Origin of the sequence: Silvibacterium dinghuense, assembly GCF_004123295.1 — a bacterium.
Taxonomy (GTDB): Bacteria; Acidobacteriota; Terriglobia; order Terriglobales; family Acidobacteriaceae; genus Silvibacterium; species Silvibacterium dinghuense.
The window spans coordinates 1262555-1276505 of the sequence record NZ_SDMK01000001.1; the positions used below are offsets into that span (position 1 = coordinate 1262555).

Genomic DNA, 13951 nt, shown 5'->3' on the forward strand with positions numbered 1-13951 from the left:
AGTGCCTCGGTACTTTATAAGGAAACAAAACGCTTCCATGCCCATCCGAACCCAACTACTGGCCGCGCTCTTCCCGCTTCTCGTTCTCTCCCCGGCCTCGCCACAGGCACACGCTCCCGCAGACAATTCAAAACTGATCTACACCCTCATCGTGAGCCGGCATGGCGTGCGCAGCCCCACCGGAAAGAGCACGCAATACGATCGCTACTCGAAGGCCGCATGGCCTGCATGGACCACGGCACCGGGTGAGCTGACGCCACACGGCTTCGCGCTGATGAAGATCTTCGGCAGCTACGATCGCGAGCTATTCAGCAGTGAAGGGCTTTTCTCCGCGCAGGATTGCGCCGATGCAACCCGCATCACCATCCACGCCGACTCCGACCAGCGCACCCGCGAGACCGGACGAGCGCTCGCCGAAGGACTCTTTCCCGGATGCAGCGTGCCTGTGCAGGCGAAAGCCGAAGGCACGCACGATCCGCTCTTTCATCCTGCGAACATTCCGCCTGCGCAGGCAGAGCTTGCAGCAGCAGCAATTCTGGGCCGCATTGGCGGCGATCCGGCTGCCATCGTTGCCGCCTACCATGCACCGCTGGCCGAATTCGATTCCCTGCTCGCCTCCTGCGGCGATGCGGAGCCCGGCCACAGCCGCACTTCGCTCTTCGACATTCCATCGACTATCTCAACCGGGACTGACGATCATCTTGCCGAAGTGAAAGGGCCGCTCAGTGTGGCCGCGACACTCACCGAAAATCTGCTGCTCGCATACACCGAAGGCATGGACATGAAACAGGTCGGCTGGGGATGCATCGATGGCACACGTCTGCGCTCACTCATGGACCTGCATACCGCCTCGTCCGAGTTCGCCCTGCGCACCCCGGCAGTCGCCGGGCCACTCTCTTCGTCGCTGTTGCGCGTAATCGCAGCCTCGCTGGCTCAGGCCGCCACAGGAAAGCCCGTGAACGATGCAGAGGGCCGCGTTGGAGACAAGATGCTCCTGCTGGTGGGGCATGATACGAATCTCTCTGCCATCGCCGGCGCGCTTCACCTTGACTGGATCCTCGATGACCGGCGGGACGATACGCCGCCCGGCTCGGCGCTGGAGCTCGAGCTAAGGCAGGATGCCTCGGGACGGCGTACCGTGCAGCTCTTCTTCACCGCGCAGACCCTCGAGCAGATGCGCAATGCAGCGCCGCTCAGCCTTACGAATCCGGCACCGCGCGTGCCGGTCTTCATCCCAGGCTGCAGCGCTGCGGATGGAGCTTGCGAGCTAGGCAGCTTCGAAGTGCTGCTCAAAGAGCGCATGCAACAGGCGCAAAGCACCCGATAAATGAAAACACCCGGACGCGGGGAGCGTCCGGGTGTTCGGCCAGGGCGAAGTTGGGGAAACCCGCCCGGTCGCGGCTCATGAGCTCACACCATAAGATATTTTTCCTGATACTGCGTTCCGGTAAGCGGTCGTGCCATGCCGTTTTCATTGATAGAAAACGGCATGAGCAGTCTCGTCATCCCTGACAACTTCAGGAAAAATGATCTAGCGGCGCCCATGGTCCCAGCCGCGATAATCCACGTGGTAGCCGCGGTCATAACGCGGGCCATAGCCGTAATCGCGCACAACATAGTGCTCGTGATGCATCCACTGTCCCGGCACCCATACCGCGCCCGCGTAGTAGCCCGGCGTCCACACATAATCCACACCCGGGCACGGCGGCACGTAATTGCTGTAGACGACAGGAGGAGCCGGAGGTCCTACGCGCACCGCAAAGGCGACCTGCGCCTGCGCTGCTGCCGCGCCCGCCGCGGCGATGATTCCAGTCAATGCAAGAGTACGAAGGATGCCTTTCATTGGAGCTCCTTTCGAGCCGGTCTCCGAACTGCTCTCGAAGTTGCCGCGCTCTTTTCCGGAGAGCCTCTTTCTGCCTGATCCCCGTTGCTCTGAACAGGTAAACAGCAGGTCGCGCAGATTGTTGCGGAGATTTATTTTTCTCGATCCACGCAACCTTCACAGGGCCACGTGCATTGCTGTTGCGCACAGGGACTGGCCGTCCAGGCGATCCGCCTTCGGCTGCTGCGCACAGGGCGACCCGCCTTCGGCCTCAGCTCCCGATGGTCGCGATCCAGGATGCTCAGCGACCAGCGCAGGCAGCAGGTTTGCCGCTCGCAGGCCACAGCTTCTCGAAAACACGGAAGGTGGTATCGGGAAGATCGCGCACCGTGTCCGTATCCGAGAATTCCATGTAGGGCGTCTCGCCGTTTGAGCCGATGCGCTGCCACAGCGAGCTCTCCATCAGACGCGGATCGCCGGTACGCGCAAAGTGCAGCCACGCCGTCATCATCCGGTCGGAGAGCCGGTGATCCGCAGCTTCGTACTCCTCCGGATGCGTATGCGTCAGCCCAAACACATAGTCGAGCTCGGCCGAATGCCGCGCGCCCGTTTTCGTCTTCGCGTTTTCCGGACTCACACGCGCAAAACGATAGAGATAGGCGTGCTCGGCACGCGCCGTTTCGAAGGCGCCATAGAGAAACAGTGCGTCGGTGACCAGATGATTGGCGGACTCGGGTATCTGCTCCGCCGTCGTTGCCGGATAGAGCGCCAAAAGCTCGCGTCCACACGGCGTGTAGGTGCGCTCTACATATTGCGACCACTCCACCGGGGTGTGCGCGGGCAGCGCACGGATAAACACCGAAGCCTCATCCGTATTTGTTCCCACCATCACCGGCACACGCAACCCATGGCCCTCGGCATAGAGCCGCGCATGCTGCTCCGGCACCACCCAGCCATCCACAAACGGCCACCACGGATGATCGATCCCCTGCGGCGACTGCGCATGGCCCTCAGGCCTCAGCCGCGCCTGTCCACTGCCGCCCGTGCCGAAGAGCTTTGCCGTTGCCTCTGCGGCGCGTGCAAGCACTGCCTCAGTCGAGAGCCTGCGCAGTTCGGCAATGGTCGGCGCGATGGCAACGCCAACACTCTCCATGCCGGTAAGACCTCGATACGGCGCATGCAGTTCCGGGTCCGGCGTGAACAGCGACGATGGGCTCTCGAGGATGGCCTTGTCGAAGGCCCGCGGTGTATGCGCATCACCGGCAGCCAGCGGCGAAACAAGCAGATAACCGATGCTGGTTGCGCCTGCGCTTTCGCCGAACACCGTGATATTGCGCGCATCGCCGCCAAACGTGGCGATATTCTCGCGCACCCAGCGCAGCGCTGCGACCTGGTCCATTAAGCCGTAATTGCCCGAGGCGTGCTGCGGCGACTCCCGCGTGAGGTCCGGATGCGCGAGGAATCCGAAGACGCCCAGCCGGTAGTTCAGCGTAACCACGACGGCTCCGCGACGCGCCAGCGCCATGCCGCTCAGCGGCGATCCACTTGCCGTGCCATGCACAAAGCCCCCGCCGTGGAGATAGACCATCACCGGCGCCGGAATTGCGGGCTTGAGCGATGGCGTCCATACATTGAGCGTCAGGCAGTCCTCGCTCATCTGGCTGCGCGCCGTGCGGCTGGAAAAGCCTTCCTGCGCACACGCCGGCCCGTACTGCGTAAGGAATCCCCTTGAAGACCAGGACCGGGGCATACGCCTCGGCGAGCTCGCCGGCCAGCTCTCCCTGCGTGACATGAACGATGGTCTTCGGAAAGCCCAGCTGCTCCTGTTGCGCGAGCAGGGCGCTCGTCCGCGCAACTAGCTGCATGCCGCACACCAGCAACATCAGCCATGAGCACCAGAGCTTTTTCATCGCCAGCCACTCTACCACTGCTGCGCGCAGGGCGGGACTGGCCGTCCAGGCCTTGCGCCTTCGGCACCCGCTCCCGCTGGTCGCGGCACTGGGCCCGGGTAGCCGTATCCATCCTGATGGTGGAGACGCCCCGACAAAAATCCCACGTCTCCACTTCGAAACGTGGAATACCCGGCTGCAACACCTCGGATCGCGACCCGCGGGAGCGTTGAGACTCCTCGCAGCAGAACAAGCGCGAGCGAAGCGAGCAGTCGCCGGGACGGCCAGTCCCGCTGATAACCTAAAAAGCGAATCATGTTTGCAAAAGCACAGCGCGTACACTTCATTGGCATTGGCGGGATCGGCATGAGCGGCATCGCCGAAATTCTGCTGAACCTCGGCTATCCCGTCTCCGGCTCCGACCTTCGCCGCACGCCCATCACCGAGCGGCTGGCCGCGCTTGGCGCCACCATCTTCGAGGGGCATGCCGCGGCCAACGTCGTCGGCTCGACGGTCATCGTCACCAGCTCTGCCGTGAACGAGCGCAATCCCGAGGTCATCGAGGCCCGCGCGCGCAAAATTCCCGTCATCGCCCGCGCCGAAATGCTCGCCGAGCTCATGCGCCTCAAGTACGGCATCGCCGTGGCCGGCATGCATGGCAAGACGACCACCACCTCGATGATCGCCACCGTGCTCGCCGCCGGAGAGCTCGATCCGACCGTCGTCGTCGGGGGCCGCGTCGATGCGCTCGGCTCGAATGCCCGCCTGGGCAAGTCGCAATACCTCGTTGCCGAAGCCGACGAGAGCGACCGCTCCTTCCTCAAGCTCTCGCCCATCCTCGCCGTGGTCACCAATCTCGACCGCGAGCACATGGACTGCTACCGCGATATGGCCGACGTCGAGAGCGCCTTTGTCGAGTTCATGGACAAGGTGCCCTTTTACGGCGCCTGCGTGGCCTGCCTCGACAACCCACTGCTCGCGTCGGTGCTGCCCCGCGTCCGCCGCCGCGTCTTCACCTATGGCACCTCGGCGCGCGCGGACTTTGTGGTGCGCATGCTCGCCGCCACCGAAGGCGTGTGTTCGCGCTTTGAGGTCGCCACCACCGGTGGAGTCCTCGGGCCATTCGAGCTGCATGTCCCCGGCCAGCACAACGTGCTCAATGCCACCGCAGCCATTGCTATCGCCACGCAGCTCGAGGTTGCGCCCGAAGCCATTGCCCAGGGCCTGGCCAACTTCCGCGGCGTCGACCGCCGCTTCCAGGTCAAAGGCTGCGTGCACGATATCGCCGTCGTCGACGACTACGGCCATCATCCCACTGAAATCCGCGCCACCCTGCGCGCCGCACGCGACTGCGGCTATCGCCACGTGCACGTCATCTTCCAGCCGCATCGCTACACGCGCACCCGCGACCTGCTCGACGAGTTCGTCGCCTCCTTCGATGACGCCACGACCGTCGAGATGCTCGACATCTACGCCGCAAGTGAAGAGCCCATCCCCGGCGTGACCGCTGCGTCTCTGGTCAAGGCCATCGGACGCGAAGGCGTGGAATACGCCGGCTCCGCGCAAGAGGCCGTCGAGCGTGTCGTCGCACGCGCTCAGGCCGGCGACGTGATCCTCACCCTCGGCGCAGGCAATGTCTCGGCTATCGCGCCGCAGGTGCTCGAAAGGCTCAAAGAAAAGGCTTAGGCTCAGGGCTTAGGAGAGAGCGTAAGCCGGGTGCCCCACCCATGACGAACTTGGTCCTGGGTGGGTCTCCGAAACATCTCGAAGTAATCCACATTCGACAAAACTCACCATAGAGGACACAGAGAGCACAGAGGGTTCCGTGCCTCTGCAGGCATCCCTGGTTCGCACCAGGATTCGCGCCATAAGTGCCAAGTTACGCGAATGACCGCTGGAAACATGCAACATTCTGGTTGCGTATTTCAGCAGGCCGAGGCTAATATGCAACCCAGAGGTTGCCCATGACGAATAGCGTCACTTCCGACCGCATTGAAAAAACCATCGAGCTTCGCGCTCCGCAGTCCCGCGTCTGGCAGGCGCTCACCGATCACGAGCAGTTCGGCACCTGGTTCCGCGTCAAGCTTGACGCGCCCTTCGTGCCCGGCGAGACATCCACCGGCCTTATGACCTGGCCCGGCTATGAACACCTGCGCTGGACAGCCGTCGTTCAGGAGATCCTGCCCGAGAGCTACTTCTCCTTCACCTGGCATCCTTATGCCCTCGATCCCAGCGTGGACTACTCCGAAGAAATACCTACGCTGGTTGAGTTCCGCCTCGAGCCGAGCACTACCGGCACGCGGCTCACCGTCACCGAATCCGGCTTCGAGAACGTCCCCGCACACCGCAGAGCCGAGGCTTTCCTGCGCAACAACAACGGCTGGAGCCAGCAAATCAAGAACATCGAGGCATATGTCGCCGCGCACCCCTGATCGATCTGCCTCCGGAGCCGGCACGGCTCGCCGCCTCATCGCGCCCGCCACGCTCTTTGCCGCCCTCGGGGACGAGACGCGTCTCGCGCTCCTCGACCGCCTCGTCTGCGGCGAGCCGCGCTCCATTACCGATCTTGCCGATGGCCTGCCCCAGACCCGTCAGGCCATCAGCAAGCATCTCCGGGTGCTCCAGCGTGCGAAGATGGTGCGCTGCACCCGCCGCGGCCGGGAAAGCCTCTTCTCGCTCGAACCTGCGCCGCTGATGACCCTGCAGGCCTACCTCCAGCGTGTCTCCACGCAGTGGGATGCCGCCCTCGTCCGTCTCCAGGAACTCGTCGAGTCCGACGTGCCTCCTCTTCAGACTCCCCACACAAAAAAAGACCCGGGCCGAAGCCCGGGACGTCAGTAGGAAACTTGGAGGTCGCTTAGCGGCCGGAAAGGCCGAGGGTGCGATGCAGCGGAAGCGTGCCTGCCGCAGAAGACAGATCGGCGTTGCGGGCATCCGTTCGCTGCGCGACACGAGCAGTCACAGTGGGGAGATCCTCAGCGGGAGCCTCGACTTCGGCATCCATTTCTTTCTTTCCGCTGCGAGCGGCCACGAGGGCCGGGGTAAGGATCATGCCGACGAAGATGAGAGCCAAAATGATCTGAAACATGTTTTTGTCTCCAATCTGGATTCAGCCCGTTCGCTGTCCTATCCAGAATCCTGCATTCTTTGCGAGCAGCATATACCACTTCCGTGGAATTTGGTTACCCGTAAGCGTTACTACATTCGCGAGAACGCAGTAACGCTCCTTTTTGAAGTTCTTTTAACTCAATACCCTCGTGGCCAGATTGATGGTGATGGTGTCATCCGGCGTCTTGGTCACGGCTCCGTCCGCCTCAGGATGAAACTCGATCGTCATCTCTTCGCTGGTTACCACAACACGTAGGTAACCATAGTCGGTATCGTCGTAGCTCTCGAGCGTCAGCGTGTCGTCGATCTTGTACGGCGTGCGGTAGGTCCCGCGCATGGTGGAGAGCGGCGCATGGCCGCCGCATCCGGCGACCACGTAGGGCGTGCTGCCGCCGTTGACCGTCCGCGTGTAACGCTGATAGTTGTGCGCGTGCCCGGAGAAAACCGCATGCGGCCAGAAGCCCGCCGCCGTGCAGGCGCTGTCGATATCGGCCAGCATGTTCGGGCTGCCGCCGTGGATCGATCCCCCGGTATATGGCGGATGGTGCACGGCAATGATGACCGCTCCGGCGTACTTCTCCGACACAATCCGCTTGAGCGCCGTGGTCAGGAACTCCACCTGCCGCTGATCGAGCGTCGTATAAGTGCCGCCCTGGTCCGAGATCACGCCCGGATCTTCCAGAACATTGCTGTAAAGCCCCAGGATGCGCACGAAAGGCGCGTCGAAGGTGAAGTACACGCCGGGCTGGATCTGCGCCGTTCGCACCAGGCCGCCCGCATCCGGCGAGACCACCGGCGTTGCCGAGCAGAAGTTCCGCAGGAAAGCCTCCAGCGAGGTCTCGCCGTCACCCGTATAAACCACTCCGTCGTGATTGCCCGGGATGGCGACGATCGGGGCCGGATAGGAGCGATACGGCTCATAAAACTGGTCGTAGTAGTAGGCGGCTTCGCCGAAGTAATAGACCACATCGCCCAGGTGAAAGAAGAAGCTCGGCACATCGGCCGCAATCGCCTCGTCGAAATCCGAGACCATCTTGTCGGCCACCAGCGACTGCGTTTCCGGACCCTTGACGCTGCCCGTGTCCCCCACCGAATGGAAGACGATCTGTCCGGCCTGCGTGATGGCCGCCACCTTGGCCGCCCCTGCGTCTCCATAGACCTGCGCCAGGGTCAGGATCGGCTCGACGGCATTGCCCACCGTCTGCGGCACTGCCTGGATCTGGGCGAGTTCCTTGTCACTCTGATCGGTCACCGGCGTCTTAAAGCCGGTGGGATCGGGAGAGGGCTGCGGCTGGGCAAAGACCGGCTGCGGCGAGGTTGCAGCGGTAGGTGTCGGCGTCTTGGGCTTCTGCGGCTTCTCACTCATGGGGGTCCTCTTATCGAATGGTGCGTGCGCTGACCGGCTGAACCGGGCCATGCACGCGGAGCATAGTCCTATTCGATGCACGCTGTGTGAACCGCTTTGCGCTCGAAGCAGCAGGGCTTTCGCAATAGCCGGGCGTGAGTGCTAAGAAAGTTATCCCCTGAATCCGATTCGGTACTTGCCTTGCTACGGATTTTCCGTAGATTTGTGACAACACGATGAAAGAACCTTCGCGGTCTGCCGATATCTGCACCAGAAAGGCAGCGCCGCGACAGCAAGGCAAGCCTGAAAGGCCGGCTTCACGCCGGCAGGAGGGGAGGGCGCCATGATTCCCGAGCAGCACGCGCTTCGCCAGCTCTTTCACCAGGTCGTCTCCGGATGCTACTCCGAACATCTCGGCATCCACGACCTCGAGGTCACATCCTACGTTGCCGATCTGCTTACCGAATTCTGCGCTGCGGACAAGCTCTATCCCATCCATGACGCCGAAGGCCATCCGATCCGCGATGTAAACGGCATGCTCGCCGCCTCCGACCCCGTGCACGGCACGGCGGACTCCTTCGACGCCGAGCGCCGCGTCCGCAAGCACATCGGCGACTTCGCGCTCTTCTCGACCGGTATGTTTCCCGAGGCCGCACAGCGGGCCCGCTTCACCGGCGACGCAGGTCTGCTCGACATGGTGCGCATCGGCAAGGAGAGCTATTCCATCGTCTCCCAGTTCAATCTCTTCGAATACCAGAATGAAGCTGCCTTCTTCGGCCGTCTTGCCGAGGACTTCGAAACCTATATGTACGGGCTGACAAAGGTCCGCGGCGAGCTCGATCGCCTGGGGGCTCCGGTCCATTTGATGTAGCTGCGAGCAGCACAAATACAGATGCTCCGCATCTCCCATCGGACGAGACGCAGGGCACAAGCTTCCCCTCTCTGCCTGCGCGCGACCAACGGGAGCGGAGGCCGAAGGCGAATCGCCCTGCGCCAAGCAGTATCCTGAGCGCATGCCTCTCTCTTTCCCCCACTGGTCTGTCTACGCTTGCGGTCTGCTCTTCACCTGTTGCGGTTCTCTCTTGGGACAAACACCGATCTACCATTCGAACAAATTCGACATCTATGCGGACCGCGTCGTGGAAGGCGCCTATACGGCACAGGTAACCGCAAACGGTGGCATCCAGTCGAATTATCCGATCTCCGAGAATGCAGCCGGAGAGCGCACCTGGTCGCCCGAGACTACTTCCGATCGCTTTCCCAGACTCGAGTCTGACCTGCCGCTCGCCAATGCCCTCTACACACTTTCCTTAAACGAGCTGGAGAAGGATAAACGGGAGGACGGCGCATTCAGTGCCGGCGCGGACTGGCCTGGGGTCTGGACGCGAGACATCAGCTACAGCATTTTTCTTTCGCTGGCGATGATCGATCCCGAGGCAGCAAAGAAAAGCCTGATGGCCAAGGTTCGCCGGGATCGTATCGTGCAGGACACAGGCACAGGCGGAAGCTGGCCGGTCTCGAGCGACAGAGAATGCTGGGCACTGGCCGCGTGGCAGATCTATCTTGCAACTGGCGACCGCAACTGGCTCACCGAGAGCTACAGCATTATCCGCAACTCCATCACCGATGACGAAGCGGTCGCGGTCGATCCCCACGATGGGCTGGTGCGCGGTGAGACATCGTTTCTCGACTGGCGCGACCAGACGCATCCCCGCTGGATGCAGCCGGTCGATATCTACGAGTCGAAGAGTCTGAGCACAAATGCTGTCTTCTACGGCGTCTACCGCGTGCTTGCCGCGATGGCGAAGGAGCAGAACCTTCCAGGCACCTTGTGGGAACAGAAGGCCGACCACCTGCAGCAGGCTATCAACGCAAAATTCTGGATACCGGAGAGGGGTTTCTACGGAGAGTATCTCTATGGTCCCGTCTGGCAGAATCTGTCGCCACGTTCGGACGCGCTTGGTCAGGCCCTTGCCATTCTGACCGGACTCGCGCCCGCAGAACGACAGAAAGCGCTGCTCGCTTCCGTTCCGGTCATGGATTACGGCATTCCGACCGTGTACCCGCAAATTCCTGACATGCGACCCTACCACAACCGCTCGGTGTGGCCGTTCGTGCAGGCGCTGTGGAGCATGGCCGCCGCCGATCACAAAGACGAAGCAGCCGTTGCGCAGGGGCTCGCCGTCATCTATCGTGCCGGTGCACTCTTCCTCACCAACAAGGAAAACTTCGTCCTCGAGACCGGCACGCCGTACGGCACCGCAATCAGTTCCGATCGCCAGCTATGGAGCGTGGCTGGCAACCTGGCCATGACCTATCGCGTGCTCTTCGGCATGCGCATGGAGACGGACGGCTTGCGCTTCAGCCCAGTGCTTCCCGAGGGTTGGGGACAGCATCGCTCGCTGACCGGCTTTCACTATCGCGAAGCTGTCCTTTCCATCGAGATCAAGGGCAATGGTGCACATGTGAAACATGCGACGCTCGATGGCAAGCCGTCGCTCCCCTTCATCCCTGCAGGACTGAAAGGCGCACACACGCTCGTCCTTGAGCTCGACGACAAGGGCGCGACTTCGCAACGCATGAACCTGGTCGAAGACGCGATAACTCCGGAGACGCCGAAGCTCGAACTCTCCGGCTCCGAACTGCACTGGACATCCGCCGACGGCGTCGATCATTACCAGGTCTATCGCAACGGCCAACCATGGCAGAAGCTTTCCGGCACAACGCTCAAGCTCGATCCGTCCGACACGCGCGCCGATTATCAGATTGAGGCTATCGGCAGCACCAGCATTCCGTCGTTCCTGAGCGCGCCGGTGAATCCGGCACCCTCCCAGACGGTAAGGATCGGCGGCGAGGCGGGCTACGTAGAAACGAGGCAGGACATCATGCCCGACACAGAGGTGGGCTTCGACGTGGACCACTCTGGCAAGTTCTACCTTACGGTCGAATATGCCAACGGCAACGACTCCATCGAGAACAACAGCAAGTGCGCCATCCGCACGCTCTATATCGATGGAAAGCGCATCGGCCCGATCGTGATGCCGCAGCGCGGCAAGGACGAGTGGGACAACTACGGACGCTCGAGCGGGCAGGCGCTTACACTTGCCCCGGGGCATCACACCGCCGCGCTGAAATTCGAGCCGGAGGACACCAACATGGATGGAAAGATCAACACGGCACGGCTGCGCGCAGTGATGCTCGATCGGTTGCCGTAGCACTTACAGCGCGTCGTCCTCGCAGTGTCATCCCGACCGAAGTGGAGGGACCTGCGATTTGCGCGCAGCCGCACAAAATTGGGTGCCCCATCCAAGCTTCGCTTGGGTGGGAAGGTTCTGAGCTTCTCGACCGATTCCAGCTACCTGCAAACCCACATCTCGAACAGCACGAGATGTGGGGGCACCCGCTTCGTACGCTTATTGAGGCTCATAAAAGCGACACCCCGCGTTTCGGAATCGAAACGCGGGGTGTCGCTTCTGGAGTTAGTTAAAAGCTAGTAGCTAGCGGCTAAAAGCTACAAAATGTACTTCGAGAGATCCTGATCCTTCACCACGTCGGCCACCATCTGGCGCACGTATTCCGGATCGATCACCACGACCTTCTCTTTCGCACCTGAGCCATTCTCGCGCTCGCTTATCGGCAGCGGCACGGTCGCGCCGAAATCCGTGGCTGCAGCCAGCTGCAGACCATTTTCGCCATCCTTCACCGCAGCCTTCACGATATCCGGCGCGACGAAGCTGATCTCATCAAGCACGCGTTCCATGATGGTGTGCAGACGGCGCGCGCCGATATTCTCCGTTGTCTCATTCACCCGGAAAGCAAACTGCGCCATCTCTTCCAGGGACTCGCGCGTGAACTCGAGCTTCAGTCCTTCCGTGTCGAGCAGGGCCGCGTACTGCTTGGTCAGCGACGACTTCGGCTCAGTGAGGATGCGGATGAAATCCTCCACCGTCAGCGACTGCAACTCCACGCGGATGGGGAAGCGGCCCTGCAGCTCGGGGATCAGGTCACTCGGCTTCGAGACATGGAACGCACCTGCAGCGATGAACAGGATGTAGTCCGTGCGCACCATGCCGTAGCGCGTGTTCACCGTGGTGCCTTCGACGATGGGCAGGATGTCACGCTGCACACCTTCACGCGAGACATCCGGACCGTGACCGCCCTCGCGTCCGGCGATCTTGTCGATCTCGTCGAGGAAAACGATGCCCGAGTTCTCCACACGCTCGACAGCCGTGCGCGTCACCTGATCCATATCAATCAGGCGGCCCTCTTCTTCCTGAACAAGGTAATCGAAGGCATCGACCACCTTCATCTTGCGCTTCTTGGTGCGGCCACCGAAGAGCCCGGGCAGAACATCCTTGAGGTTGATGTCCATATCCTCGGCGCCCTGGTTCGAGATGATCTCGAAGGACGGCCCACTCTTCTCGCGCACGTCGATATCGACCATGCGGTCGTCAAGCTTGCCCTCGCGGAACTGCTGCCGCAGCTTCTCGCGCGTGCGGTGGTGAGAATCATGAGAATGATCGGGCGTCGTCAACGGATGAGCTTCTGCTGCCGGCTTTACCTCATCCTCGGCCCTTGCTTCCTTCTCCTCCGTCGCACTCGCAGTCGCCGCGGCCGTCGGCACGTTTACCGAAGACGGAGGCAACAACAGATCGAGCAGACGCTCCTCGGCATTCAGCTCCGCCTTGTCCTCGACCTCTTCGAGCTTCTCCTCGCGCACCATGTCGATGGCAATCTCGACCAGGTCGCGGACGATCGATTCGACATCGCGGCCCACGTAGCCCACCTCGGTAAACTTCGAGGCCTCCACCTTGAGGAACGGCGAGTTGGTCAGTTTCGCGAGGCGGCGGGCAATCTCGGTCTTGCCCACGCCGGTCGGCCCGATCATGATGATGTTCTTCGGCATGATCTCGTCGGCGATATCGGGCGGCAGCTTCTGCCTGCGCGAGCGGTTGCGCAGCGCGATGGCCACGGCGCGCTTGGCCGCCTTCTGGCCCACGACATACTTATCAAGTTCAGCAACAATTTCGCGCGGGGTCAGCTCTTCGAGCGCCAGCTCCTGGTCTTCCGCGGTTCCGGGTAAATAAATGGCCATGGTTTCCTGCCTCCGGCAGTTTCGACGAGCGAGGTTTCTACTTAACCCTTCAGCTCTTCGATCGTGATCTTGTCATTGGTGTAGATACAGATTTGCCCGGCGATTTTCATCGCCTTCTCGGCAATCTCCCGCGCGGAGAGCTCGGTGTTCTCCATCAGCGCGCGCGCAGCGGCGATCGCGTACGAGCCGCCGCTGCCGATGGCCGCGATGCCTTCGTCCGGCTCGATGACGTCGCCTGTCCCGCTCAGCAGGAAGGTCTGATGCGGATCGCTCACCACCAGCAGAGCCTCGAGCGAACGCAGGCTCTTGTCCGTGCGCCAGTCCTTGGCCAGCTCGACGGCAGCACGGCCCAGGTTGCCCGCATACTGCTCGAGCTTCGACTCAAAGCGGCTGAAGAGCGAGAAGGCGTCGGCGGTCGAACCGGCAAAGCCGGCGAGAATCTTGTCCTGGTAGAGGCGGCGAATCTTCTTGGCTGAGTGCTTGATGACCGAATCGCCCATGGTCACCTGGCCATCGGCGGCCATCACCACGCTGCCGTTGCGGCGGACGCAGATAACGGTGGTCGAGCGGATGCGAGGGCGGCTTGAGGCCTCGGCGGCAGGAGGGAGCGCGGAGACAGAATTGCCGCCAGACGCGGCGGCGGACGGGAGCTTCGGTTTCAGCATTCTCCTTACAAGTATAGCTCCTGGTCG

General features: G+C 62.0%; 12 protein-coding genes. 6 read left to right on the plus strand and 6 right to left on the minus strand.

The window, feature by feature from the left end; all coding sequences use genetic code 11:
• The first annotated feature begins 37 nt into the window (after positions 1-37).
• Positions 38-1327, plus strand: a complete 1290-nt coding sequence (locus ESZ00_RS04965) for a histidine-type phosphatase (RefSeq protein ID WP_129207044.1) — start codon at positions 38-40, stop codon at positions 1325-1327.
• A 204-nt stretch (positions 1328-1531) separates the two neighbouring features.
• On the opposite strand, the gene ESZ00_RS04970 is transcribed toward ESZ00_RS04965, so the two are convergent.
• Complete coding sequence (locus ESZ00_RS04970; RefSeq protein WP_129207045.1) at positions 1532-1843, minus strand: YXWGXW repeat-containing protein; 312 nt, start codon at positions 1841-1843, stop codon at positions 1532-1534.
• A 280-nt stretch (positions 1844-2123) separates the two neighbouring features.
• The gene (locus ESZ00_RS04975) at positions 2124-3572 is read right to left on the minus strand and encodes a carboxylesterase/lipase family protein (protein ID WP_164981350.1); all 1449 of its coding nucleotides are present in this window, start codon (positions 3570-3572) and stop codon (positions 2124-2126) included.
• Positions 3573-4026: 454 nt separating this feature from the next.
• Here ESZ00_RS04975 and murC point away from each other — a divergent pair, with 454 nt between their 5' ends.
• The 3 genes from murC to ESZ00_RS04990 all read left to right on the plus strand — a co-directional run bounded on the left by murC (position 4027) and on the right by ESZ00_RS04990 (position 6552).
• Positions 4027-5397 (plus strand): UDP-N-acetylmuramate--L-alanine ligase, encoded by a 1371-nt coding sequence (gene murC, locus ESZ00_RS04980; RefSeq protein WP_129207047.1) that lies wholly within the window; start codon positions 4027-4029, stop codon positions 5395-5397.
• A gap of 278 nt (positions 5398-5675) precedes the next feature.
• Positions 5676-6143: an SRPBCC family protein gene (locus ESZ00_RS04985; protein ID WP_129207048.1), complete on the plus strand. Its 468-nt coding sequence runs from the start codon at positions 5676-5678 to the stop codon at positions 6141-6143.
• Positions 6124-6552 carry an ArsR/SmtB family transcription factor gene (locus ESZ00_RS04990; protein WP_129207049.1) on the plus strand — a complete coding sequence of 143 codons (429 nt, stop codon included), beginning with the start codon at positions 6124-6126 and terminating at the stop codon, positions 6550-6552. Before ESZ00_RS04985 ends, ESZ00_RS04990 begins: the two co-directional genes overlap by 20 nt.
• Before the next feature lie 16 nt (positions 6553-6568).
• Here the strand turns inward: ESZ00_RS04990 and ESZ00_RS04995 are convergent, their stop codons facing one another.
• Both ESZ00_RS04995 and ESZ00_RS05000 read right to left on the minus strand, forming a co-directional pair.
• Entirely contained in the window at positions 6569-6799 is a 231-nt protein-coding gene (locus ESZ00_RS04995) for a hypothetical protein (protein ID WP_129207050.1), read from the minus strand.
• A gap of 153 nt (positions 6800-6952) precedes the next feature.
• Positions 6953-8185 carry a metallophosphoesterase family protein gene (locus tag ESZ00_RS05000; protein WP_164981351.1) on the minus strand — a complete coding sequence of 411 codons (1233 nt, stop codon included), beginning with the start codon at positions 8183-8185 and terminating at the stop codon, positions 6953-6955.
• 322 nt (positions 8186-8507) lie between these two features.
• On the opposite strand from ESZ00_RS05000, the gene ESZ00_RS05005 reads away from it, so the two are divergent.
• Both ESZ00_RS05005 and ESZ00_RS05010 read left to right on the plus strand, forming a co-directional pair.
• Positions 8508-9035 (plus strand): hypothetical protein, encoded by a 528-nt coding sequence (locus ESZ00_RS05005; protein WP_129207052.1) that lies wholly within the window; start codon positions 8508-8510, stop codon positions 9033-9035.
• A gap of 211 nt (positions 9036-9246) precedes the next feature.
• Positions 9247-11379, plus strand: a complete 2133-nt coding sequence (locus ESZ00_RS05010; RefSeq protein ID WP_164981352.1) for an alpha-L-rhamnosidase-related protein — start codon at positions 9247-9249, stop codon at positions 11377-11379.
• 296 nt (positions 11380-11675) lie between these two features.
• On the opposite strand, the gene hslU is transcribed toward ESZ00_RS05010, so the two are convergent.
• Together hslU and hslV are read right to left on the minus strand one after the other, a co-directional pair.
• Entirely contained in the window at positions 11676-13259 is a 1584-nt protein-coding gene (gene hslU, locus ESZ00_RS05015) for an ATP-dependent protease ATPase subunit HslU (protein WP_129207054.1), read from the minus strand.
• A gap of 41 nt (positions 13260-13300) precedes the next feature.
• Positions 13301-13924, minus strand: a complete 624-nt coding sequence (gene hslV / locus ESZ00_RS05020) for an ATP-dependent protease subunit HslV (RefSeq protein WP_129207055.1) — start codon at positions 13922-13924, stop codon at positions 13301-13303.
• Between the last annotated feature and the right edge of the window lie 27 nt (positions 13925-13951).